Consider the following 22,559-nt stretch of genomic DNA (forward strand, 5'->3'; position numbering starts at 1 on the left):
GGCGGGTGCTGACCCGGGAACCGACGCGGTGTTCATCAACCGTCGCGGTACGGAAGCTCGAAGAGAGTCGGCGGCGACCGATGCGCTCACTCCCCGCCGCGGCGCTGGCGCATCTCGTGGCGGGTGAACTGCGGCGTGACGCGGGTCCCGCGGCGCCCCCGGAAGTCCCGGTAGAGCAGCGCGGCCACGCCCGCCGAGAAGACCCCCGCGACCGCCGCGGCCTCGGTGTTGGTCAGCGCGTAGAGGAACGCGGTCGAGAACGCGCCCGACGCCAGCAACATTCCGTAGACCAGCCGCTTGGCGAGCCGCTCGAACACGTCGTTGCCGTCCTCGACGTCGGCCCGGACGTAGAAGTCGTCGCGGTCGATGCGGTCGAGCGCGCGCTCGAGCTTCGGCGCGACGCGAATCGAGGACTGGACCGACTGCCGGACCTGGTCGCCGGTCTCCTCGGCGAACTGCCGGATGGACTCCTCGCGGTAGCCCTGCTCGGTCAGGTAGTCGGTCGCGACCGCGATGAAGTCGAAGTCGGGGTCGAGCGTGACGCAGACCCCCTCCACGACGGTCGCCACCCGGAGGACGAGCGCGAGGTTCGAGGGCAACCGGAGCGGGAACTCGTAGATTGTGTCCTCGACCTGGCCGACGATCTGCTGGACCCGGTAGGTCTCGATGTCCTCGCCGCGGGCGTCCTCGATGGCCAGCTCCATCACCTTGCCCATGGTGGCCCGGTCGGCCTCCGGGCTGAGGGTGCCCATCTCGATGAGCGCGTCCAGGATGGCGTCGATGTCCTGGTTGGCGACCGCGATGTAGAAGTCGACGATCTTGTCCTGGACGAACTCGTCGACCCGGCCCGACATCCCGAAGTCGTAGAAGACGACCGTGCCGTCCTCGCGGACCGCGAGGTTGCCCGGATGGGGGTCGGCGTGGAACACCCCGTCCTCCAGCAGCATCTGGAGGTAGGCCCGCGTGAGGGTGACCGCGAGCTCGTGGCGGTCGAGCCCCATCGCGTCGAGCTCCTCGACGTCGTTGATCTTGGTGCCCCGGATGTACTCCATCGTCAGCACGCGGGGGCCCGAGTGGGAGTCGAGGACCGCCGGAATCGCCACGTCCTCGTCGCCCTCGAAGTTCGCCCGGATCTCCGCGAGCATCTCGGCCTCTCGCTGGTAGTCCATCTCCTGTCTGATGACCCGGTCGAACTCGTCGGCGAGGTTCTCCAGCGAGAACGCCCGGGCCTGCCCGAGGAACCGGAGCAGGAGGGGCAGCGACCACCGGATCACGCGCAGGTCGGCGTTGACCAGCTCCTCGATGTTGGGCCGGCGGATCTTGACCGCGACCTCCTCGCCGTCGACCTCGGCGGTGTACACCTGGCCCAGACTCGCGCCCGAGATGGCCTCGGTGTCGAACGCGTCGAACTCCTCCTCGACCGGACCGATCTCGTCCTCGAGGACCGCCCGGGCCTCGGCCCACGGCGCCGGCGGCACCTCGTCCTGGAGCTGCGAGAGGACGTCGACGTACTCGGGCGGCAGGACGTCGGGTCGGGTCGAGAGCAGCTGGCCGAGCTTGATGAACGTCGGGCCGAGCGTGAGCAGCGACTCCAGCAGGGTCTCGGCCCGCTCGACCCGCGTCCGGCTGTCGACCCGGCGGGGACCGCCGAACAGGAGGAACCGGCGCCTGTCGCGGGCGTAGCTCAACAGGAGCGGCAGGAAGTGGTACGCGACGACGAAGAATCGCCGGTACGCACGGAGGTTAGCCAGTGTGACCACCCCGCGGGGTCACCGGCTCTCGATGGGGATGTCCTGTTCCGGGGCGGCGTCGCGCTTGGGCAGACGGAGTTCGAGGACGCCCCGGTCGATGGTGGCCTCGGCGCCCGCGCCGGTGGCGTCCGGGGGCAGCGGCAGTTCGGCGTCGAGGAACAGCGAGCGCTCCTCCTGGAGGTAGGAGAACTCCATGGGCACGTCCTTCTCCCGGCGCGCCTCGATCTCGAGTCGCCCGTCGACCACGTCGACGTCCACCGTCTGCTCGTTGGCACCCGGCAGGTCGATGACCAGCAGGTAGGCGTCGTCGCTCTCCAGCAGGTCGGCGAACACTGCGTCCGGCAACTCCCGCATGGCCTCACGAAGCGCTGACATACCAGCGTGTTAGGACGGTGGGGCGAAAAAGGGTGTGGTCCCGAAGAGCGGTCCCACACGCTTTTGGCCTCGGGCGGCCGATTTCACCCCATGAGCGACGAACGACCCGACCGCAAGCGGTCCGGGTTCAAGGACAAGACGCGGCTCGCGGCGGCCCGCGAGCGCCTCCTCGACGCCGTCGACCCCCACGGCCGGACCGAGGAGGTCCCGCTGGCCTCGGCCGACGGCCGCGCGCTGGCCGAGGCCGTCGTCGCGGCCCGGAACGTGCCCCACTACCCCCGGGCCGCGATGGACGGCTACGCGGTCCGGGCCCGCGACACCTTCGGCGCGAGCGACCGGTCGCCCGAGGTGCTCCGGAGCGCCGGCGGCCCCGAGGACGCCGACGAGGTACCCCCGGAGGGCGCGGTCCGGGTCCACACCGGGAGCGAACTCCCCGCGGGCGCCGACGCCGTGGTGATGATCGAGCAGACGGACGAGCGCGAGGCGCTCGGCGCCTCGGACGGCGCGAGCGGCGACGCCGCGAGCGAGGTGGAGGTCTTCGACGCCGTCGCCGAAGGAGAGAACGTCGCGCCGGTCGGCGAGGACGTCGAGTCGGGCCAGCGCCTCTACGACCCGGGCCACCGCCTGCGACCCTCGGATCTGGGGCTGCTCAAGTCGGTGGGCGTCGACACCGTCGCGGTCCGCGAGCGCCCCACGGTCGGGGTGATTCCGACGGGCGAGGAGCTTGTCCAGGCCGACCCCGACCCCGGCGAAGTCGTCGAGACCAACGGGCTGACCGTCTCGCACTACGTCGAGCGCTGGGGCGGCGACGCCACCTACCGCGACGTGGTGACCGACGATCCCGACGCGCTCCGGGCCGCCATCCAGCGCGACCTGACCCGGGACGTGGTGGTCACGACCGGCGGGTCGTCGGTCGGCGAGCGCGACCTGCTCCCCGAAGTCGTCTCGGAGCTCGGCGAGATCCTGTTCCACGGGGTCGCCCTCAAGCCCGGCCACCCGGTCGCGGTGGGCGTGGTCGAGGACACTCCCGTCATCATGCTCCCGGGCTACCCGGTCGCCTGCATCATCAACGCGGTCCAGTTCCTCCGGCCCGCGATGAAGAAAGTCGGCGGGCTTCCGCTCGACGACTTCCCGACGACCGAGGCGCGACTCGCCCGGAAGATACGGAGCGAACCCGGCATCCGGACGTTCGCTCGGGTGCAACTTGGCGAGGACGAGGACGGGGAGAGCGAGGCGCGACGCGCCTCGGAGAACGCGAGCGGTGACGAACCGAGAGCGACGACCGCGACGCCCACGCGGGCCTCGGGGTCGGGCGTACTGTCGAGCGTGGCACTAGCGGACGGTTGGGTCGAGGTCCCGGAGGGCCGCGAGGGGATTCCGGAGGGTGAGATGGTCGACGTGCAGGACTGGGAGTGGTTGGCGTGAGAGGCCAGAGGACGCAGCTACGTGGACAAATCGGTCGCGATGACCGCCTCGGAAGCCCTCGCGCGCTCGATGGCCCGGGCCTCGCTGCGCGCTTCAGTCACTCGCTCCGCTCGCTCCTTCCAGTGCTTACTTCGTCCGGGACCAGTCGAGCGCGCTCGCCCTTCCAGTCCGCCAGGAATGGAGAGCGTCGCACCGAGTGGAACGTGTCGGTTGGACAAACGAAACTTGGCGTGCGCTGGCGCGGTCTCGTGCCGCGCCAGGCCGCGCGAGGGACGAGCATCGCAGGCCCTTGGCCGAGAAGCGCAGGAGGCTGGGGAGGGTCGAGGCTGTCGCTCGCTGAACCTTGTCCCCCGTCCGGGTGGATGAAAGGGGCCGGCCGCTCGCGTCCGAAGGACTCGGTCACCTCAGCGACCTCTATCGGTGCGGGCGGTGCGGAGAGCGCCGATATGTCGCTGAGTGACCGCGAGCGGCCGGGGGCTTTCGAGGAAGAATCATCCTCGTATTCTGTGATCGATGGAAACGACTCAACATCAAACGCACCGATTACACAGAGATCAGGAGCTGATACCCGATGACAGAGCGAAAGGAGTTCAGAGACCTCGCCGACCCCGAGGACGCCAGGGACGCCATCGCGAGCCTCGACCTCGCACCGGAACCCGAGGACGTCCCACTCGCCGACGCCAGAGGAAGAGTCCTCGCCCAACGCATCGACGCGGACCTCGACGTGCCGGGGTTCGACCGCGCGAGCATGGACGGCTACGCGGTCCGGGCCCGCGACACCTTCGGCGCCGACGAGACCGACCCCGCGGCCCTCGACCTCGTCGGTGCGGTTCACGCCGGCGCGGAACCCGACGTCGAGGTCGGCGAGGGCGAGGCCGCCGAGATATCGACCGGGGCGGTGATGCCGCCCGGCGCCGACAGCGTGGTGATGGTCGAGCGCACCGAAGAATCGGACGACGGCGACCGTGTTCACGTCCGAACTGCGGTCGCGCCCGGCGACAGCGTGATGCTCGCGGGGGCGGACGTGGCCGCGGGCGAGCGCGCGCTCGGCCCCGGCACGCGACTGACGCCCCGCGAGATCGGCCTGCTGTCCGCGCTGGGCGTCGAGTCGGTGCCGGTCCGCGGGAAGCCGACCGTCGGCATCGTCTCGACCGGCGACGAACTGGTCCGGCCGGGCGGGGACCTGAACAGCGACGCGGGCCAGATATACGACGTCAACAGCTACACCGTCGCGGCCGCGGTCGAGGAGGCCGGCGGCGAGCCGAAGCTGTACCCCCACGCCGGCGACGACTACGACGAGATGGAGACCGTGCTGCGGGAGGCAGCCGACGAGTGCGACCTGGTGCTGTCGTCGGGGTCGACCAGCGCGAGCGCGGTCGACGTCATCTACCGGGTCATCGAGGAGCGGGGCGAACTCCTGCTCCACGGCGTGGCGGTCAAGCCGGGCAAGCCGATGCTCGTGGGTCGCGTGGGAGAGTCCGCCTACGTCGGCCTGCCGGGCTACCCGGTGTCGGCGCTCACCATCTTCCGGACGTTCGTCGCGCCGGCCATCCGGCGGGCCGCCGGGGTTCCCGAGCCCCGGACCGCGACCGTGGCGGCGAGCATGGCGGCCGAGGAGCGCTACGGCGAGGGGCGGATGCGGCTGATGCCGGTCGGCCTCGTGGAGACCGGCGAAGCCGGGGCGGAAGCCGCCGACTCGGACGACGACCTGCTGGCCTACGTCGTCGACAAGGGCAGCGGCGCGACGACCAGCCTCGTGGAGGCCGACGGCGTGGTCGAGGTGCCGGCCGACACCGCCTACCTCGCGGACGGCGAGGCGGTCGAGGTGCAGTTGTTCTCGCCGGACGTGCGCCCGCCCGCGGTGCTGGGCGTCGGCGAGGACGACCCCGCGCTGGCCCGGCTGCTGGACGCGGTCGACCGGCCGCGGTACCTCTCGGTCGGAACCCGTGGCGGCCTGCGCCGGCTCCGCGACGGGGTGCCCGACTTCGCGGTGACGACCGGCGAATCCGGGCGGGATTCCGGCGTCGATGCGACCGAACTCGGCGTCTACGAGCGCGAGTGGGGCCTGGTCGTGTCCGCCGGGAATCCCGAGGGAATCGAGGGCCTCGCCGACCTGGTCGACCGCGACCTGCGGTTCGTCAACCGGGGGTCCGACTCGGGGCTGCGGACCAGCCTCGGGGACGCCGTCGCGGCGCTGGCCGAGGAGCGAGGGACCACCCGGCGCGAGCTGACCGGGGCCATCGACGGCTTCGAACTCGCGGCGAAGGCCCACGAGAGCCCCGCGAGGAAGGTCGGTGCGGGGCAGGCCGACGCCGGACTCGGGCTGCGCGCGACCGCCGAGAAGCTGGGGCTGGGGTTCGTCCCGGTCGGCACCGAAACGGTCCGCGTGCTGGCGAACCCCGACCGCGAGGAGAAGCCTGGCGTCCGGGACCTGTCGGCCGCGCTCGACGACCGGCTGGACGACGTCCTGGCGGAACTACCGGGGTTCGGCAGGTCGTAGAGCCGGCGGAAAGCAGACGAGCGAGCTTCTACCGCGGGTTCAGTCCGTACACGATCGACCGGGCGAACACCAGCACGGGGATGATCTCGAGCCGGCCGACCCACATGTTGAGGACGAACATCCCCTCGGCCAGCGGGTGCATCCCCGGCCCGGTGATGCCCGTCGAGAGCCCGACGTTGCCCTGGGCGCTGGCGACCTCGAACAGCGCGTCGGCGAGGCCGAATTCGGGGCCGACGACGTTCACCATCACCAGCGAACTCGCGACCAGCAGCGTGAGCCAGAGCATGCTCACGATGGCGGCCTCGCTGAACTCACGCTCCATCTCGTTGCGACCCAGGCTCCGGCCGTTTATCTCGGCGGTGACGACCGCGCTCGACGGCAGGAACACCCGCGAGAACTGCCAGACGATGCCCCGGCCGATGGTGTAAGCCCGGATGATCTTGATGCCGCCGACGGTCGACCCCGCGGCCCCGCCGATAACCATCGCCACCGACAGCATGAGCTTGCCGCCCGACTTCCAGCCGCCGATGGGCGAGGACTGGAACCCGGTGCACGACAGCGCGCTGATCCACTGGAACACCGAGTCCCGGACTGCGGTCGTCTGGGCCGCCGACAGACCCACCGTCTGCAGTCCGACGTAGTTCGTCGCCTCGAACGCCGTCGTGAGCGCCGCCGCGTTCTGCACCGAGAGCACGAGGACGCCGACCCCGAACAGCAGCAGCAGCCACCGGGTCTGGAGGTCGTCCCAGAGCGGTTCGGCGTCCCGCTCGGAGAGCACGACGTAGTGGATAGGGAACGCGATGGCGCCCAGCGCCATGATCGGGAGCAGCACCGTCTCGATGAGCGGGGAGTCGTAGGTCCCGATGGAGTTGTCGGTGACCGAGAATCCGCCGGTCGACAGCCCGGTCATGGCGTGGTTGAGCGCCTGCCAGAACGCCCGCCAGGTCGGGAGCTGCGAGCCGTAGTCCGACAGCGAGATGGCGACGAACATCGCGAGGACGGCGAGCGCGGTGTAGAGCACGAATATCTTCCAGACGGTCCGGACGGTCGAGATGATGCTGGGGTGGATCTTCTCCTCGCGGGCCTCGCTGCGGTAGAGGGCGTAGCTCCCGCTGCCCGGCCTGGCGAGGATGGCGGTCGTGAGCACGATGACGCCCACGCCGCCGACCCACTGCATGAACGACCGCCACCACTGGACGGTCCGGGGCAGCGTCGGCTCGTGGACCGCCATGGTCAGCCCCGACCCGGTCCACCCGCTCATGCTCTCGAAGAAGGCGTGGAGCGGGTGCCGGAAGTAGACGAGGCTCGACCGGGAGGTCGCCCCGAACACGGTCACCGCCTCGTAGGTCTCCGCCCCGGGCGAGGGGACGTACGACGCCATCACCGCCGTCGGCGTGAGGTACGCCATCAGCAGGAACGGGATTGCGCCGAACACCGCCACGCAGAACCACCCCGCGGCCGCGATGATCATCCCGTGTTTCATCCGGGGGTCGGGCGCGTCGGCGAACACGCGCCGTGCGCCCAGCCCGACCGCGGCGGTGACGACAGCGGCTAACAGGAAGGCGACTGCGCCGTACCACTCGGCGAAGACGGCGGCGACGCCGACGGTGGCGGCCATCATCCCGGACTCCATGGCGAGCAGCGACCCCACGTCTCGCGCGATGATGGCGAGGTCAGCCGGAATCCGGCGGACCGTCCGATTCCTGGCCATGTCAGTGCCCGTCGGCCTCGTCGTGGTCCTCGAAGTGGCCGAATACGTCGGTCACCTCCGGCGTCGCGCCCCGCTCGGAGTACACCGTCACGACGTCGCCGGAACGGATCTCGAGGTTGCCCCGGGGCGTGATGGGCTGGTCGGCCCCGTTCCGCTCGACCGCGACGATGAGCATGTCGTCGGGGAGCAGCCCCTCCGAAGCGGCCTCCTCGATGGTCTTGCCGGCGACGTCGGAGTCGGACCCGACGCTGATCTCGAACACCTCGGCCTCGTCGCCGATGCGCATGTAGTCGATGATCGAGGGGCGCTTGACCGCGCGGTAGAGGTACTCGGCGATGAGCCGCTGGGGGTTCTGCATCGTGTTCACCCCGATGCGCCGGAACAGATCCATGTGCTCGGCGTCGTGAACGACGGAGACGATGTTGGGGACGTCGAGTTCCTTCGCGAGCAGGCTGACCATGACGTTGGTCGCGTCCTGGTCGGTCGTCGAGATGAGCGCGTCCGCGCGGTCGGCACCGGCGTCGACCAGCGTGTCCTTTATCGTCGCGTCGTCGTTGAGCACGAGGCAGTCGAACGTAGAGGCGGCCCGCTCGGCCTTCGCCTCGTCCTGCTCGATGACGACGACCTCGTTCCCACCGGCAGTCGCGATCTCGATGAGCGGCGTGCCGATGTTTCCGGCGCCGACGATGACGATGTACATCTTTCGAGACTGTATCTTCGGGGGGACCGAAAAGATAGCGGTTCTGTTCCGGATTCGGAAATCAAGTGCGTTTCAAAGTGACAATTCCGTATTGCTGTCGTCGTGGCTTCATCTCCGGGCGTTCGGCGACTCCGGGGCGCCTGAACGGGGAACGCGTCAGTCCGCGCTCGCGGTCGCGAGCAGCTCCTCGAACGTCTCGACCCGGTAGTCCCCCAGGACGCACTGCTCGCGGCGGTGGTGGCCGTGCCGTTCGACGTGGATGGCGTCGAGGCCGGCGTTCCACGCCGCGCCGACGTCGCTCGCGCCGTCGCCGGCGTACACGCCCGCGTGATCGCCCTGGTGGACGCCGATCTGCTCGCGGGCGTGGTGGAGCGGCGCGGGGTCGGGCTTCCATCCCAGGTCCTCGTCGCAGCAGACCACGACGTCGAACCAGTCGCGGATGCCGAGCTCGTCGAGCACCGGGTCGGCGAGGAACGGTTGGCAGTGGGTCACCAGTCCGACCGGGCAGTCGAGGTCGCCGACGAACGCGGCGTCGTCGTAGAGGTACGTCTCCTCGGCACGGCGCTGGGGGTCCTCGATGTCGTGGAACGCGGGCCAGAACTCCTCGGGGTCGATGCCCCACTCGCGGAGCTGGACGTTGCGGTTGCCGCCGAGGCCGTGCCAGAGGATCTCGGCCTCGCGGTCGGTGAACTCCCGACCGAGCCGGTCGCCGACCCGGTCGAACACCGACCGGGGGTACGACCAGTCCACGTCGATGAGGGTGCCGTCGAGGTCGAGCAGCCAGTAATCGTACTCGCGGGCGACCATAGGGACAATGGAGTAAGCACTCGGGGAATTTAAACGTTTTCCGGTCGCGGACTCCAACCGGCGCTCAGCGACGGCGACACCGGCGAATCGCGTCCGGGACCGCTACTCGCGCTCGACCTCCAGCGAACTGCCGAGGTACTTGTTCAGCACCTCCGAGACCGAGTCGGCGTTGAACTCGGCGAGGTCGTCGCCGATCGCGTCCTCGAACGCGTCGAGGTACTCCTCGTCGGTCTCGAACGCGCGGTACTCCACCGACAGCACCGTCGCTCCCAGCGCCTCCTCGACCAGCCGCCGGAAGTGCCGGTCGTCGTTGACCTCGCCCCGCCAGAGGTTGTCCCGGAAGAACAGCCAGCCCTCCTCGCCGGGCGGGTCGGCCTCCCGGTAGAACCGTGTCTCGAACTCGTTCGGCGAGAGCGAGACGCCCTCGGCCGCCGGGTCGAGCCGGAACCGGACCGCGAAGACGTATCTGGCGTCCATCTCGGAACGGTCAGCGCAGGTCGTCGGTCAGTTCGGCCATCTCGACGTCGGCGTCGGTGATGCCGCCCTCCTCGTGGCTGGTGAACCGGACCTCCACCTCCTCGTAGCGGATCTCCATGGTCGGGTGGTGGAACTCCTCCTCGGCGAGTTCGCCGACCTCGCTTGCGAACGCGACGCCTTCGAGGTAGTCGTCGAACTCGTAGACTCGGACGATCTCGTCGTCGACGCGCTCCCAGTCGTCGGGCAGCCGGGTCTCGATCTCGTCGTCGGAAAGCAGGTCTGCCATGCGTTGGACTTGGGCGTTATCGCTGATAAAGTCCGGTGGCGGCGCTCGCGAGTTCCGGTCGAAAGAACGCGGTCAGTCGTCGTCGCCGGCGATCGTCGCTCGGACCTCGTCGGGCATCCGCTCGGCGACCTCCTCGGGCACGTCGCCGTCGTCGACGCCGTCGACGAACTCCGGCGGTCGGCCGTCGTCGCCGAAGTCGGGGTCGAACAGCTGTAGCGCCGTGTTGATGGTGGCCCAGTCGTCCTCGGCCGCGGCGTCCCGGAGGCTCTTGGTCGGCGGCGCGAGCAGCTGGGAGACCAGCGCGTCGGCCATGGACGCGACGACCTCGCGCTGTTCTTCGGAGAGATCACCGTGAGCGTCGAGCTTCGAGAGCGCCTCCGAGAGCTCCCGCTCCTTGACGCGCTCGGCGCTCTCGTACATCGCCGAGATGACCTCGTCGGCGCGCTTGCGCTTGTAGCTCTCCACCAGGTGGTCGAACTCCCGGTCGATCATCGCCTCGACCGACTCGGCGGCCGCCCGGCGCCGGCGCTCGGTCTCGTCGGTGACCGACTCCAGGGCCGTCATACCGTGGACGGTGACGCCGTTTACCGCGTCGGCCGCGGGCGAGACGTCGCGGGGCTGGGCGATGTCGACGACCCGGATCTCGCCGACGCCCCGGAGGTCGTCGGCGGTGAGGACGTGACCGCTGCTCCCGGTCGCCGAGACCACCGCGTCGGCGGCGTCGAGCGCCCCGGCGAGGTCGTCGAGCGCGAGCGTGCGCACGTCGGCGTGGTCGACCTCTCCGGCCACCTCGGCCGCGCCCGCTGGCGAGCGGTTGGCGACGTACAGCGTCTCGACGCCGGCGTCGGCGAGCGCGTGGGCCGCGATGGTGCCCATCTCGCCCGCGCCGACGACCAGCGCGGTCGCGTCGCCGAGGTCGGTCTCCTCGGCCAGCAGCTTCACCGCCGCGCTGCCGACCGACACCGCGCCGTCGTTGATGGCGGTCTCGGTCCGGGCGCGCTCGCCGACGTGGATTGCCTTGGTGACCGCCGCGTCGAGCATCGGGCCGAGCGCGCCGGCGTCGTGGGCCAGCGCGTAGGCGTCGCGCAGCTGGCCGAGGATCTGGTCCTCGCCGAGCACGAGCGACTCCAGGCCGGTCGCGACCCGCATCAGGTGTTGGAGGCTCTGCTCGTGGCCCATCTCGACGACCGAGTGGTCGGCCACGTCGGGCGCGAGGTCGGCCAGCGTCGCCCGGCCGACCGCCTCGCCGTCGGTGACGACGTAGGCCTCGAATCGGTTGCACGTCTGGAGCGCGAACGCCTCGTCGACGCCCGGCGCGTCCGTCAACCGCCGGAGGACCGCCTCCCGGTCGGCGTGGCAGGCCGCCTCGACCTCGTCGAGGCTCGCGCGGTCGTGGCTGACCCGGACGCCCGAGACGACGCCGGTCGCGGCGGTCACGGCGACCGCCTCCCGGCCCGCGTGTCAGAGAGAGAGAGTTCGAGAGTCATGTTGTCACCCTGTGTTCGTCCGTCGAACCGTCGTTGTCGAAAGCTATGGACGGCCGGTACGTAAACCCTTCCAAACGAGACACGTTCTGCAGGTACCTGCAAGCCGCCAGTCACCCCTCGACGCCGGTGACGTCGAACCCGAGGTCGCGCACGTCCTCGAGGATGGCCTCGTGGTCGGCGCCGGCCTCGTAGTAGAACACCACGTCGAAGGTGCCCTCCCGGAGGAGCTGCTGGCACTCCCAGACGAACGACTCGTCGTCGAGCAACCGCCCCTGGTGCTGGTTCGACGCGAACTCGGGGTCGTCGGTGCCCGAGTAGACGAAGGTGTCGGTCGGGTCGATGCCGGCGTGCTCGGCGATTATCTCGCCCACGTCGACGGTCGCCTGATGCATCTCGGTCTCCTCGTCGCTCCCGAGGTCGGTCCGGACGATGGCTCCGTTGAGTTCGATGTCGCCGGGTTCGAGCAACCGTTTCGTCCGGCGGTAGAGGTCCTCATCGACTGCGTCGTCCATGTGTGAGCGAAACCGTCGCCCGGTTAAACGCCCTGCGGTTCCGGCGTCGGCTGACGGCGCTCGCATCCGAACATGTACGGACTGCCGGGACGCGGACGGGCCGTCGGGGTGCGACAGCGGCGGCGCTGGTGGAACGTCGGCATCGCGACCGGGACGACGCGGCAGCTACCGGGTCTGCGTCAATAAAAGCTCAGTTCGGTGCGTTACGATTACAGGCGTTCGAGGTTCTTCGCCCGCGGACCCTTGTCCGCCTGCTCTATTTCGAACTCGACTTCCTGCCCTTCTTCGAGGTCCGGACCGCCGATGTCCTCCATGTGGAAGAACACGTCTTCCTCGGAATCCTCTGTGTCGATGAAACCGTAACCGCCGGTGTCGTTGAAGAAATCAACCGTACCTTTCGCCATTGCATTCGTGTTGAGTCGCTCCACGCTTAAAAAGGTATGCAACTAGCTGAACGTGTTCCGGCGACAGGTCGCCCGGCGGGGACGTTCCGGGGTCAAAAGGCTAATTGCGCTCGGCGGTGTTCGTGCCGGTAACGGATGTTCACGTGGGTACAGCGGCGCGCCCGGGCCGCATACGAACGACTCCTCAGACGGGAGATCTCCGGAGCGCCGACGCACGTCGCCGTCATCCAGGACGGGAACCGACGCTACGCCAGCAAGCAGGGCGGCGACGCCCCGGACGGACACCGCGCGGGCGCACAGACGACCGAGCAGGTACTGAACTGGTGTCAGGACATGGGCGTCGAAGAGCTGACGCTGTACACCTTCTCGACCGAGAACTTCGACCGGCCGGACCACGAGAATCAGGCGCTCTTCGACCTGTTAGAGGAGAAGCTCTACGAGTTCGGCGACGACGACCGCGTCCACGACGGCGAGGTGTGCATCCGGGTCATCGGCGACCGGGAGCAGCTCCCCGAGCGCGTTCAGGAGGCAACCGAGTACGCCGAGCGCCGGACCGCAGACTACGACTCGTTCACCCTCAACGTCGCGCTGGCCTACGGCGGCCGGAACGAACTCCTCGGGGCCACCCGCGAGGTCGCCCGCGCGGTCGAGGCCGGCGAGCTCGACCCCGATGACATCGACGTCTCGGAGATCGAAGACCGGCTGTACGACAGCCCGGTCCGCGACGTCGACCTCATCATCCGGACCGGCGGCGACGAGCGCACCTCGAACTTCCTCCCGTGGCACGCCAACGGCAACGAGGCGGCGGTATTCTTCTGCACACCCTACTGGCCCGAGTTCTCGAAGGTGGACTTCCTCCGGGGCATCCGGACCTACGAGTCCCGCGAGGAGTCGTGGCGCCGTGCGCGGGCCAAGCGCGCGCTGGCGCTGGTGAAGGCGGTCGGCGGCGTGGAACTGGCGGAGGCCCGCAGTATCGTCGACCGGTTCCGCGGGAACTCCCCCGAGGAGTCCAGCGTCGAGGAACTGGGCATCGACGACCTGCGGATCGAGGAGATAGAGGTCGAGAGCGAGACGTCGATGGACTAACCGACCAGCTCGCGCTGCTTTGCCCACGTACCTGGCGACAGTGTACCGACCGAATCGCCGAGAGACGAGGGAACCGAGTCTCTCGGGGTTCGGTCTACCGACCGAATCGCCGCTGGCGGTTCTTGTAGTCCAGCAGCGCGCGGAGGTAGTCGCGCTTCCGGAAGTCCCGCCAGTTCACGTCGGTGAAGTACAGCTCCGAGTACACCGACTGCCAAATCATGAAGTCCGAGAGCCGCTCGGCGCCGGTCTTGAGCACGAGGTCGGGGTTCTCCGGGAACACCAGGTGGTTCTCGACGTCGGTCTCGTCGACCTGCTCGGCGGTCAGCTCGCCGTCGCGGACGTTCTCGGCGATCTTCCGGACCGCGCCCGCGAACTCGTGCTTGCCGCCCAGGCCGATGGAGACCTGGATGGGCGCGTCGGCCCGCTGGGTGTCCTCGGGGCCGCGGACAGCCAGCTCGCGGGGCGCCGACACCTGCTCGAGCTCGCGCCGGAGCGTCGGGGCCGCGTCGGGGTCGAGGACGCTGACGTAGACGGTGATGCGCTCGACGTCGTACTCGAACGCCCACTCGAAGAACGCCTCCAGGGTCGCGTACGCCCCCTGCTCCAGGAGGTCGCGCTCGGTGATGTTGACCGCGACGTGACCCGGCGGGTCGGCCTCGTGTCTCCGGAGGCGGGCGGCGAGATACCGGTCGTACAGTCCCACGAGGGGTGATTCTGCGTCCACCGCCCTAAACGTCACGGACCGCTGTCGGCCCAAGCACGCCGGCACCTCCGCGGACGCGCGGGGTCGGCGGCGCCCGCTGGCCCGAGCGGAGCGGAACCACAGGGGTCGCACCGAGCGTCGGGAGAGCGCTCGCGTCGGCCCTTCGTCCGACGTTCGTCGGACGATTCGGCCGCGACGGTCCCCCTCGCTTCGGGAAGATTAAGTGGGCGTCGGCGGAACCCACGTCTAACGTGACGACCAGAGTTCGGCGCGCGGCGGCGTACGCCGCCGTCTCGACGCTGGCGCTCGCGGCTCCGGCGATGGAGTGGGCGGCAGCGGTGGCGTTCGGCGCGCTCGCGATGGTCGGCCTGTCGGTCACCGACGGGCCGGTGTTCGAGTGGTTCGCCCGGCCCGCGGACCGGCAGGAGGGCCGGCTCCACGGGCTGGCCGGGTTCGCCTTCGCGGCGTCCGGGCTGGCGCTGTTGACGTCGTTCGCCGGCCTGCCCGACCACGTCTTCGTCGCCAGCGTCCTGGTCGTCGGCTACGGCAACCTCGCCCAGCAGGTCGCCTGGGAGTACGACGCCGAGTCGATACTCCGGACCGGCGCGTTCGTCACCGCCGCGCTGCTGGCGGCGGTGGCCGGACAGGTGCTCGCGCTCCGCCTCCAGGGCCGCCCGGTCGCGCTCCCGGAAATCGTCTTCCTGGCTGCCAGCGGGGCGCTGCTGGCCGGGCTGCTCCGCTCGGTCCTGTTCGCCCGCGACGACCCGCTGGTGATGCTGTCGGTCGCGTTCCTGCTGTGGCTGTTCGCCGACCTCACCGTGGTGGTGACCGTCGACGGCATCGCGGTCGCGCTCGCGGTGACCGCGCTGTTCGGCTACATCTCGTGGGCGCTCGACGCCGCGTCGATTCCGGGGATGATGACCGGCGCGCTCCTGGCGATGCTCACCATCGTCCTCGGCGGCTACGGCTGGTTCGCGGTGCTCATCGCGTTCTTCGGCATCGGGAGCCTCTCGACCAAGTTCCGCTACGAGGAGAAGGCCGCCCGCGGCGTCGCCGAGGACAACGAGGGCGCGCGCGGGAGCGGCAACGTCCTCGGGAACGCCGCGGTGGCGCTGGTGGCCGTCCTCGCCTACGCGGCCCGCGATCCGCTCACGGTCCCCGGCGACGTCTTCCTGTTCGCGTTCGCCGGCTCCATCGCCACCGCGATGAGCGACACCCTCTCCTCGGAGATCGGCGGCATCTTCGACGACCCGCGGCTCATCACCACGCTGGAGCGGGTCGAACCCGGCACCGACGGCGGGGTGACCTGGCAGGGCGAACTCGCTGGCGTCGGCGGCGCGGCGGTCGTGGCGGGGATCGCGGCCCTGCTGTTCGAGAGCGTCGGAGCCCCCGGCGCGGCCGTCATCACGCTCGCGGGCGCGGGCGGGATGACGATGGACAGCCTCCTCGGCGCGACCCTCGAGGGCGACCGTCTCGGCAATCAGGCCGTCAACTTCCTCGCCACCCTGACGGGCGCGCTGGTCGGCGCGGGCCTGGCGGTGGTCGCTCTGGCGTGATTCGACCCGCCCGCTCGGCAGACCGCGAGCGCCTCCGTGAGGTTCAGACGTCCCTCCGCGAGCCGAATCCCGCGCTGCTGACCTACGCCCTCGACGGCCCGCCGGTCGCACTGGTGTCGACGACGCCCGGCGACCGGCCGGTCGGCTACCTCGTCGCGTTCCACGACGAGGTGGTCGGGTACGTCGCCGAGATCGCCGTCGAGCCGACGCACCGCCGCGAGGGCCGCGCGCGGTGCCTCCTCGCGGGCGCCTTCGAGCGTCTGCGGGACGCGGGCTGTTCCCGGGTCCGCCTGACGGTCCACCCGGCGAACGGCGCCGCCAGGAGCCTCTACGAGTCGGTCGACTTCGAGGAGATCGGTCGGGAAACCGACTACTACGCCGACGGGAGCCCGGGGATAACGATGGAGCGACCGCTCTGAGTCGGGCGGTAGTGCCGAAAATCGCGGAGTTCTGACCGCGACCGGCGACCGGTCGCTGGTCGTCGTGACGACTACAGCACCGCAGAGTTCTGGCGCGGCGACCGGAGTCGCCGCGTCAGAACTGGTCGGCGGTCCGGACCCGCACGTCCGCGGGCTGCTTGACGAACTCGTCCACGCCGGCGCCGACGACCTGCCCCACTCCGCGCTGGGCCGACACGTCAAGGAGCCGCTGGTCGACCGTGGCGTCGACGACCACGGCGTACGGCGGCTCGTCGGCGCGCTCGACCGCGTCGAAGGCGTTCTCGGCCGCCACCTCGGCGACAGTCTCGAACGCGTCGTTCAGCAGGCGGGCGGTGCCCGTCTCGGCGTCGACGACCGCCGCGACGTGCTCGCGGAGGGTCGCGGGTTGGGCGTCGTCGGCCTCGGCGTCGGGCGTCGCGGTCGACTCGTCCGCGGTACCGGCGGGCTCGTCGGGGGTCGACGAATCGTCGGTGCTCGCGTCGGGGGCGGTCGACTCCGGCTCGGCGTCCGTCGCGACGGTCTCGCTTGCCGGGCCGTCGCCGACCGATCCGGCGTCTGCCCCGCCGGCGTCTGCGGTGTCGGGCGACTCGGCGTCGGCAACCTCGGCCGCGGCGTCGGGCGTCGGCCCGACGGCCCCGTCGGTCTCGGGCGCGGGACGGGCGCTCCCGTCGGTCGCGGCCGGGCCGGCCTCGCCGGCGGGCGAGTCGGTGGCAGACGCCTGCGCGTCGTCCGCGTCGGCATCGTCGGTCTCGGCGTCGTTGTCCTCGGCCTCCGGCGCCTCTTCGACCATCGACTCCTCGAAGGGGCGCTTGCTCCGGAGCGCGGACATGACCTCGTGGCGCGCGAGGTCCTCGACCGACTTGTTCGCGGGCGCGAACGCGACGTAGTCGATGTCCCCGACCTGCGCGAGCTCCTTCCGGATGAGGTCGCCGCCCCGGTCGCCGTCGAGGAACGCGGTGACGGTCCGGTTCTGGGTGAGTTCGGCCACCGCGTCGGGGACGTTGGTCCCCTCGACCGCGATGGCGTTCTTGACGCCGTACTTCAGCAGGTTGAGCACGTCGGCCCGGCCCTCGACCACGACGATGGCGTCGCTGTCGGTCACTCGGGGGCCGGCCGGCAGACCCTCGTACTCGGCGATGTCCTCGACGCGGACGCTCTGGCGGACCTCCTCCATGATCTCGCGGGAGGACATCACGTCCTCGTCGAACGAGTCCGAGAGGAGCTGCTTGGCGCGCTCGACCACCTTGCGGCGCTTGGCGGCCCGCACGTCCTCGATGCCGGCGATGGAGACGGTGGCCCGGCAGGGGCCGACGCGACTGATGGTCTCCAGCGCCGCGGCGAGGATGGAGGTCTCTACCTTGTCGAGACTCGACGATATCGTGATGGTCCCGAACGACTGTCCGTTCTCGCTGTCGACGTCGACGTCGATGCGGCCGAGCTTGGATGACTGCTGGAGGTCACGGAGGTCCAGGTCGTCGCCGAGCAGGCCCTCGGTCTGGCCGAAGACCGCCCCGACGACGTCACTCCGTTCTACCACCCCGTCGGCGGTGATGTCGGCGTGAATGACGTATTTGGCTGTGTCGTCCATGAGTGGTGAACTGCCCCGGCGAGGGGCTGGATTGTGATGCGTCCATGAGCAGCGCGGCCATGGATGTTTTAAAATCACACGGCGTGACTGAAATACCTGTCGTCAGCGGAGCTGTTTTCGAGAACATAGGATTCGGAATATTATGTCGGCGAATCGGCGTGCTCGACGCCGGCCGGCCGCCACCGTAAAGACCGCCTCCGCCGTCACTCGGTCGACGGATGCGCGTCCTCCTCGTCCCCGAACTCTATCGACCGGACGACGCGACGGCCAACGGCACGCTCAACGACGCCGTAGCACTGGTCGAGGAGTGGCTGGACCGCGACCCGAACCTCCACGTCTACTGGCTGCTCGCGCCGCCCGCGGTCGCGGACTACGACCCGGAGTACGTCCTGGCCGACCGCGACCGGGTCACCCTCGTCGAGGCCGAACCCTTCATGCACGGCCACGAGCACGAGGACGCCTTCTCCGAAACGGGGTACACCGAGGCCCAGTTCCGAGCCATAGAGGAGGCGGTCTACGAGAGGAACGGCTACGTCGACGTCGCGGTCGACCAGCGGGTGACCGGCCGGTACGACCTCGCGAAGTGGCTCGACCGCCTCGGCGGCGGGCGAGAAGCGAGCGTGGAGCCGACTGACGTCGTCGGCTACATCCACGACCTGCGGCTCCCGTTCAAGCGCCACGGACGGGAACTCCCCGATGACAAGCCGATGAAGACCGAACTGTCGGCCGCGACCGTCGCCGACGGACTCTGGTTCAAGGCCGGGGTCGACGCCGCGCGCATGCGCGAATACGGGAGCGAGGTGCTCGACGACGACTTCCTCGACGAACTGCTCGACGACGCGCTCGAGACGGGGAGTCCGCTCGACTTCGGCGAGTTCGAGGAGTCGTACGCGGACGAACCCGAGTGGCTCCACGTCGCGGGGTCGGGGTGGGGCAAGAAGAACCTCGACGTCGTCATGGACGCGGCCGAGACCCTCTACGAGGAGTTCGGCGTCCGCACCCTGATGACGAACATGGACCCGATTCCGGACGGGCTCGCGGACTACCCCTTCGTCGACGCCTATCCCGAGTGCTCCCGCGAGCGCTACGAGGCCGCGCTCCGCGAATGCGACCTCGCTGTCGTCGCCTCGGACCACGAGACGATGCCCCGGACCCCGTTCGAGCAGGCCGCCAGCGGGCAGGTGCTCGTGGTCCGGGACGAGCCCTGGGCCTACGACTGCGTGCCCGAGGACTACCGGCTCGCCGGCGGCCTCGGCGACCTCGAATCGCTGGCGGTCCGCGCGGTCGAGAACTGGGACGAGGCGGTCGCCGAGAACCGCCGGCTGGTCGACCGCGTGCGCGAGGTTCGAGGCCCCGAGCAGTGCGGTCGGCGGACCTACCGCGACCTCGCCGCGCGCGTCGAGCGCCGGATTTCGGCGTTCGAGGCGAGCAACAACGGCGACGTCCTGACCGCCGTGGAGTCGGCCGCCGCGGCGTTCGACGGGGAGGTCCCCCTGGACGACCTCCGAGAGCGCGTGAGCGACCGGGTCGACGACCCCACCGTCACGGACCTGGTGTACGCGCTGCGGTCGCTCGGCTACGCCGACGCCGGGAATCCCGGGACGCCGGCGTTCGTTCCGGGACGCGACGGTACCGATTAGGGTACCTCACGGCGCGTCCTCGAACCGGTCGAGTCCGAACAGGTCGACGTCCCGCCCCGTCTCGCCGTCGACCGCCAGGTCGGCCAGCACCTCGCCGATCGCGCTCGCGAACTTGAACCCGTGGCCCGAGAACCCAGCGCCCACCGTGACCTGCGGGCGGTCCGGGAGGGTGTCGAGGATGAAGTGGCCGTCGGGCGTGTTCGTGAACATGCAGGTGGCGAGCCGCATCGTCGGCCCCGCGCCGTCCGGGAAGTAGCGCTCGGCGTACGCCCGGAGCAACCGCTCGTCCTCGGGGCGGGGCTCGCGGTCCATCCCGTCGGGGTCGGCAGTCTCCTCGAGGTGGTTGAACTTCCCGAACTTGAATCCGGGGACGTCGTACTTCGGGAAGCCGTAGTAGTGGCCGTCCTCGGTCGCGTGGACGAACACGGGGAAGTTCTCGGGGTCGAACCGCTCGGGGGCGGTGGGCTGGAGCCACGCCAGCACCTGGCGCTCGGGGACCGCGACATCGGCGAGTTCGGGCAGGAGCTTCCGGGCCCACGCGCCCGCCGTCACGACGAGCCGGCCGGCCTCGTAGGTGTCCTTCGCGGTGGTCACGCGCACCCCGCCGTCCGAGAGCGCGGTGAAGCCCGCGACGGGCTCGCGCGCCCGGACCTCGGCGCCCTCCTCCTGAGCGGCCTCGACGTGGGCGATGATGCACTGTTCCGGGACGAGAAAGCCGCCGTCGGGCTGGTACACCGCGCGGTGGCCCTCGGGCAGGTCGTAGCCGGGGAACCGGTCGTTCACCTCGGCCGCCGACAGCACCTCGTGGTCGATGTCGCGGGCCTCGCAGGACCGTCGCGACCCGGCGAACACCTCGCTGTCGGGCGGTCCGGCGTCGATTCCGCCGGTGACGCGCAGGAGGTCCCGGCCGGTCCGCTCCTCGAGGTCGCGCCACAGGTCGTAGGCCCGGCGGACGAGCGGGACGTACGCCGGGTCCTCGTACTGTGGCTTCCGGATGATCCGGGTGACGCCGTGCGAGGACCCCATGTCGTGGGGCACGTCGTAGCGCTCTAGCCCGAGGACGTCGAGGCCCCGCGACGCGAGGTGGTAGGTCGCCGCGCTTCCCATCCCGCCGACGCCGACGACGACGGCGTCGTACCGGTCGGTCATACGTGACGCTTCAGAGCGCGAATCAAAATAGCTGCCGCCGCTCCGGCCGACCGGTCGAGCGAACCGACTACTCGAGCAGGTCAGCCAGCGTCTCGGCGCCGTGGGCCAGCGACGCCTCGGGGTCGTCGGGCCGGTCGTGCTCGTAGATCAGCCACTCGGTTCCGGCGTCCTCGGCGGCTTCGACCGAGGCCTCGACGTCGAGGTCGCCCTCGCCGAGTTCGACCGGCGTGGTGTCCGCGACGTCCTTGAGGTGGACCAGCGGGACGCGGTCGCCGTATTCGGCGAGCAGGTCGGCCGGGTCGTGGCCGGCGGCGTCGGCCCACCCGAGGTCGAGTTCGAGGTCGAAGTCGGTCGCATCGGCTAGGTGCTCGTAGGCCGACTCGCCGCCGAGGTCGACGAACTCGTGGTCGTGGTTGTGGTAGCCGAGCGCGACGCCCCGGTCGTCGAGGCGGTCGGCGATGGCCGACAGTCGGTCGGCGGTGTCGCTCACCGCCGCCTCGCTCTCGAACGCCGACTCGTCGAGGTACGGAACGACGATGCGGTCGCAGCCCAGGGCCTCGTAGATTTCGACGACTCCCGCCAGGTCGTCTTCGAGCGCCTCGATGCCGACGTGGGCGCCCGCGGCTTCGAGGCCGGCGTCGTCGAGCGCGTCCCGAATCTCCTCGGGGTCCGAGTCGCCGAGGCCGGCGAACTCGACGCCCTCGAACGCGGTCTCGCCGACGCGGGCCAGGAGGTCGGGCAGCGGCTCGTCGAGGTCGCGGAGCGTGTACAACTGTATCGCAGGTCGCATAGCGGGGGTTCGGCCGGGCGTCGTAAATCGGTTGCTGTCGGGGAAGCGGTGGCGAATTGCCCGCTATCGGCGCGTGCGGGGGCGCCAGCTATTAGCCGCTCTCGGCCCATGCCCGAGCCATGAGCGAGCGACCCGACGTGCTGATACCGCACTACGTCTCCCACTCCGCCCGCGAGGACCTCCACGAGGGCCTCGCCGACGTCCTGCCGGACCTCGACCTCTCGGTCGCCGCGACGCCGCCGGAGACCGACGACCTGCTGTCGCGCGCCGAGGTCGTGCTGACCGACCGGTTCCCGGCCGGGAAGCTCGACGAGGCCCCGGAGCTCCGGTGGGTCCAGTCGCTCAGCGCGGGCGTCGACCACTTCCCGCGCGAGGAGTTCTCGGACGAGGGGGTCGCGCTCACCAGCGCCTCGGGCGTCCACGCCGAGCCCATCGGCGAGCAGGTGCTGGCCTACCTGCTGGCGTTCGAGCGTAACGTCCAGAAGGGGATGACACAGAAGCACCGCGGCGTCTGGGAGAACTACGGCGGCCGGGAGCTCCGGGACGAGACGGTCGGCGTCCTCGGACTGGGTGCCATCGGCGGTCGGGTCGCCGAACTCGCCTCGGCGTTCGGCTGCCGGGTCGTCGGCACCAAGCGCGACCCCCAGACCGCCCCGGATGCGGTCGACGAGGCGTACGGCCCCGACGGCCTCTACGAGGTGCTCGCGCAGTCGGACTACGTGGTCGTGGCGGTCCCGCTGACCGACGAGACCCGCGGGCTAATCGGCGCCGACGAGCTCGGCACGATGCGGTCGTCGGCCGTCCTCGTGAATGTCGCCCGTGGCGAGGTCGTCGACGAGGCGGCCCTGACCGAGGCGCTCCAGGAGGGCCACCTCCGCGGCGCCGCCCTCGACGTGTTCGAGGAGGAGCCGCTGCCGGCGGACTCGCCGCTCTGGGACCTCTCGAACGCCATCCTGACGCCCCACATGGCGGGGTCGACGCCCCACTACTACGACCGCTGCGCCGACCTGTTCGCCGAGAACTACGAGGCGTTCGTCGCGGGCGACCCCGACGCGATGGAGAACCGGATCGTCTGATCTGCTGGCGTCCCTGTCGCCTGCGCGGTTGCACCGCAGCCTCCGGGAACGTGTCCCCCGTCCGGCCCTGTCGGCGCATGATTCAAGGTGGCGTCG

General features: G+C 70.3%; 21 protein-coding genes. 7 read left to right on the forward strand and 14 right to left on the reverse strand.

The genetic code is table 11. From position 1 onward, the window contains the following. Positions 1–86: 86 nt before the first annotated feature. The gene (locus DVR07_RS10910; RefSeq protein ID WP_205410985.1) at positions 87–1,760 is read right to left on the reverse strand and encodes an ABC1 kinase family protein; all 1,674 of its coding nucleotides are present in this window, start codon (positions 1,758–1,760) and stop codon (positions 87–89) included. Between the two features lie 9 nt (positions 1,761–1,769). Then, positions 1,770–2,126 carry an Hsp20/alpha crystallin family protein gene (locus DVR07_RS10915; protein WP_115797272.1) on the reverse strand — a complete coding sequence of 119 codons (357 nt, stop codon included), beginning with the start codon at positions 2,124–2,126 and terminating at the stop codon, positions 1,770–1,772. A gap of 90 nt (positions 2,127–2,216) precedes the next feature. On the opposite strand from DVR07_RS10915, the gene DVR07_RS10920 reads away from it, so the two are divergent. Both DVR07_RS10920 and DVR07_RS10925 read left to right on the forward strand, forming a co-directional pair. Then, positions 2,217–3,551 carry a molybdopterin molybdotransferase MoeA gene (locus DVR07_RS10920; protein ID WP_115797274.1) on the forward strand — a complete coding sequence of 445 codons (1,335 nt, stop codon included), beginning with the start codon at positions 2,217–2,219 and terminating at the stop codon, positions 3,549–3,551. Positions 3,552–4,122: 571 nt separating this feature from the next. Continuing rightward, entirely contained in the window at positions 4,123–6,051 is a 1,929-nt protein-coding gene (locus tag DVR07_RS10925) for a molybdopterin biosynthesis protein (protein ID WP_115797276.1), read from the forward strand. Between the two features lie 28 nt (positions 6,052–6,079). Here DVR07_RS10925 and DVR07_RS10930 read toward each other — a convergent pair whose 3' ends face one another. The 8 genes from DVR07_RS10930 to DVR07_RS10965 all read right to left on the reverse strand — a co-directional run bounded on the left by DVR07_RS10930 (position 6,080) and on the right by DVR07_RS10965 (position 12,435). Then, positions 6,080–7,762 carry a TrkH family potassium uptake protein gene (locus DVR07_RS10930; RefSeq protein ID WP_115797278.1) on the reverse strand — a complete coding sequence of 561 codons (1,683 nt, stop codon included), beginning with the start codon at positions 7,760–7,762 and terminating at the stop codon, positions 6,080–6,082. 1 nt (position 7,763) lies between these two features. After that, complete coding sequence (locus DVR07_RS10935; RefSeq protein ID WP_115797280.1) at positions 7,764–8,462, reverse strand: potassium channel family protein; 699 nt, start codon at positions 8,460–8,462, stop codon at positions 7,764–7,766. Positions 8,463–8,618: 156 nt separating this feature from the next. Continuing rightward, on the reverse strand, positions 8,619–9,269 hold the full coding sequence (locus tag DVR07_RS10940; RefSeq protein ID WP_115797282.1) for an HAD family hydrolase: 651 nt from the start codon (positions 9,267–9,269) through the stop codon (positions 8,619–8,621). 102 nt (positions 9,270–9,371) lie between these two features. Then, a complete protein-coding gene (lwrS, locus tag DVR07_RS10945) occupies positions 9,372–9,746 on the reverse strand; it encodes an LWR-salt protein (protein ID WP_115797284.1) in 375 nt (124 codons plus the stop codon). A gap of 10 nt (positions 9,747–9,756) precedes the next feature. Continuing rightward, positions 9,757–10,032 carry a 4a-hydroxytetrahydrobiopterin dehydratase gene (locus DVR07_RS10950; RefSeq protein WP_115797286.1) on the reverse strand — a complete coding sequence of 92 codons (276 nt, stop codon included), beginning with the start codon at positions 10,030–10,032 and terminating at the stop codon, positions 9,757–9,759. 72 nt (positions 10,033–10,104) lie between these two features. Further along, a complete protein-coding gene (gene hemA / locus DVR07_RS10955) occupies positions 10,105–11,469 on the reverse strand; it encodes a glutamyl-tRNA reductase (RefSeq protein WP_115797288.1) in 1,365 nt (454 codons plus the stop codon). Positions 11,470–11,629: 160 nt separating this feature from the next. Further along, the gene (locus DVR07_RS10960) at positions 11,630–12,031 is read right to left on the reverse strand and encodes a DUF5778 family protein (protein ID WP_115797290.1); all 402 of its coding nucleotides are present in this window, start codon (positions 12,029–12,031) and stop codon (positions 11,630–11,632) included. 209 nt (positions 12,032–12,240) lie between these two features. Beyond that, complete coding sequence (locus tag DVR07_RS10965) at positions 12,241–12,435, reverse strand: cold-shock protein (RefSeq protein ID WP_115797292.1); 195 nt, start codon at positions 12,433–12,435, stop codon at positions 12,241–12,243. 135 nt (positions 12,436–12,570) lie between these two features. On the opposite strand from DVR07_RS10965, the gene uppS reads away from it, so the two are divergent. Further along, positions 12,571–13,521: a polyprenyl diphosphate synthase gene (uppS, locus tag DVR07_RS10970; protein WP_115797294.1), complete on the forward strand. Its 951-nt coding sequence runs from the start codon at positions 12,571–12,573 to the stop codon at positions 13,519–13,521. A gap of 94 nt (positions 13,522–13,615) precedes the next feature. Here the strand turns inward: uppS and DVR07_RS10975 are convergent, their stop codons facing one another. Next, the gene (locus tag DVR07_RS10975) at positions 13,616–14,224 is read right to left on the reverse strand and encodes an undecaprenyl diphosphate synthase family protein (protein ID WP_115797297.1); all 609 of its coding nucleotides are present in this window, start codon (positions 14,222–14,224) and stop codon (positions 13,616–13,618) included. A 251-nt stretch (positions 14,225–14,475) separates the two neighbouring features. On the opposite strand from DVR07_RS10975, the gene DVR07_RS10980 reads away from it, so the two are divergent. Together DVR07_RS10980 and DVR07_RS10985 are read left to right on the forward strand one after the other, a co-directional pair. After that, complete coding sequence (locus tag DVR07_RS10980; protein WP_115797299.1) at positions 14,476–15,780, forward strand: DUF92 domain-containing protein; 1,305 nt, start codon at positions 14,476–14,478, stop codon at positions 15,778–15,780. Then, on the forward strand, positions 15,777–16,199 hold the full coding sequence (locus DVR07_RS10985) for a GNAT family N-acetyltransferase (RefSeq protein ID WP_115797302.1): 423 nt from the start codon (positions 15,777–15,779) through the stop codon (positions 16,197–16,199). The genes DVR07_RS10980 and DVR07_RS10985 overlap by 4 nt, the downstream gene beginning before the upstream one ends. Positions 16,200–16,314: 115 nt before the next feature. Here DVR07_RS10985 and dnaG read toward each other — a convergent pair whose 3' ends face one another. Continuing rightward, entirely contained in the window at positions 16,315–17,808 is a 1,494-nt protein-coding gene (gene dnaG / locus DVR07_RS10990; RefSeq protein WP_115797304.1) for a DNA primase DnaG, read from the reverse strand. 218 nt (positions 17,809–18,026) lie between these two features. Between dnaG and DVR07_RS10995 the strand changes: the two genes are divergently transcribed. Continuing rightward, positions 18,027–19,448, forward strand: a complete 1,422-nt coding sequence (locus DVR07_RS10995; RefSeq protein WP_115797306.1) for a glycosyltransferase — start codon at positions 18,027–18,029, stop codon at positions 19,446–19,448. A gap of 6 nt (positions 19,449–19,454) precedes the next feature. Here DVR07_RS10995 and solA read toward each other — a convergent pair whose 3' ends face one another. Beyond that, the gene (gene solA, locus DVR07_RS11000) at positions 19,455–20,597 is read right to left on the reverse strand and encodes an N-methyl-L-tryptophan oxidase (protein ID WP_115797308.1); all 1,143 of its coding nucleotides are present in this window, start codon (positions 20,595–20,597) and stop codon (positions 19,455–19,457) included. A gap of 67 nt (positions 20,598–20,664) precedes the next feature. Then, on the reverse strand, positions 20,665–21,387 hold the full coding sequence (locus DVR07_RS11005) for a sugar phosphate isomerase/epimerase family protein (RefSeq protein WP_115797310.1): 723 nt from the start codon (positions 21,385–21,387) through the stop codon (positions 20,665–20,667). Between the two features lie 119 nt (positions 21,388–21,506). Here DVR07_RS11005 and DVR07_RS11010 point away from each other — a divergent pair, with 119 nt between their 5' ends. Continuing rightward, a complete protein-coding gene (locus DVR07_RS11010; RefSeq protein ID WP_115797313.1) occupies positions 21,507–22,463 on the forward strand; it encodes a D-2-hydroxyacid dehydrogenase in 957 nt (318 codons plus the stop codon). Positions 22,464–22,559 lie beyond the last annotated feature (96 nt).

Source organism: Halorussus rarus (assembly GCF_003369835.1).
Classification (GTDB): domain Archaea; phylum Halobacteriota; class Halobacteria; order Halobacteriales; family Haladaptataceae; genus Halorussus; species Halorussus rarus.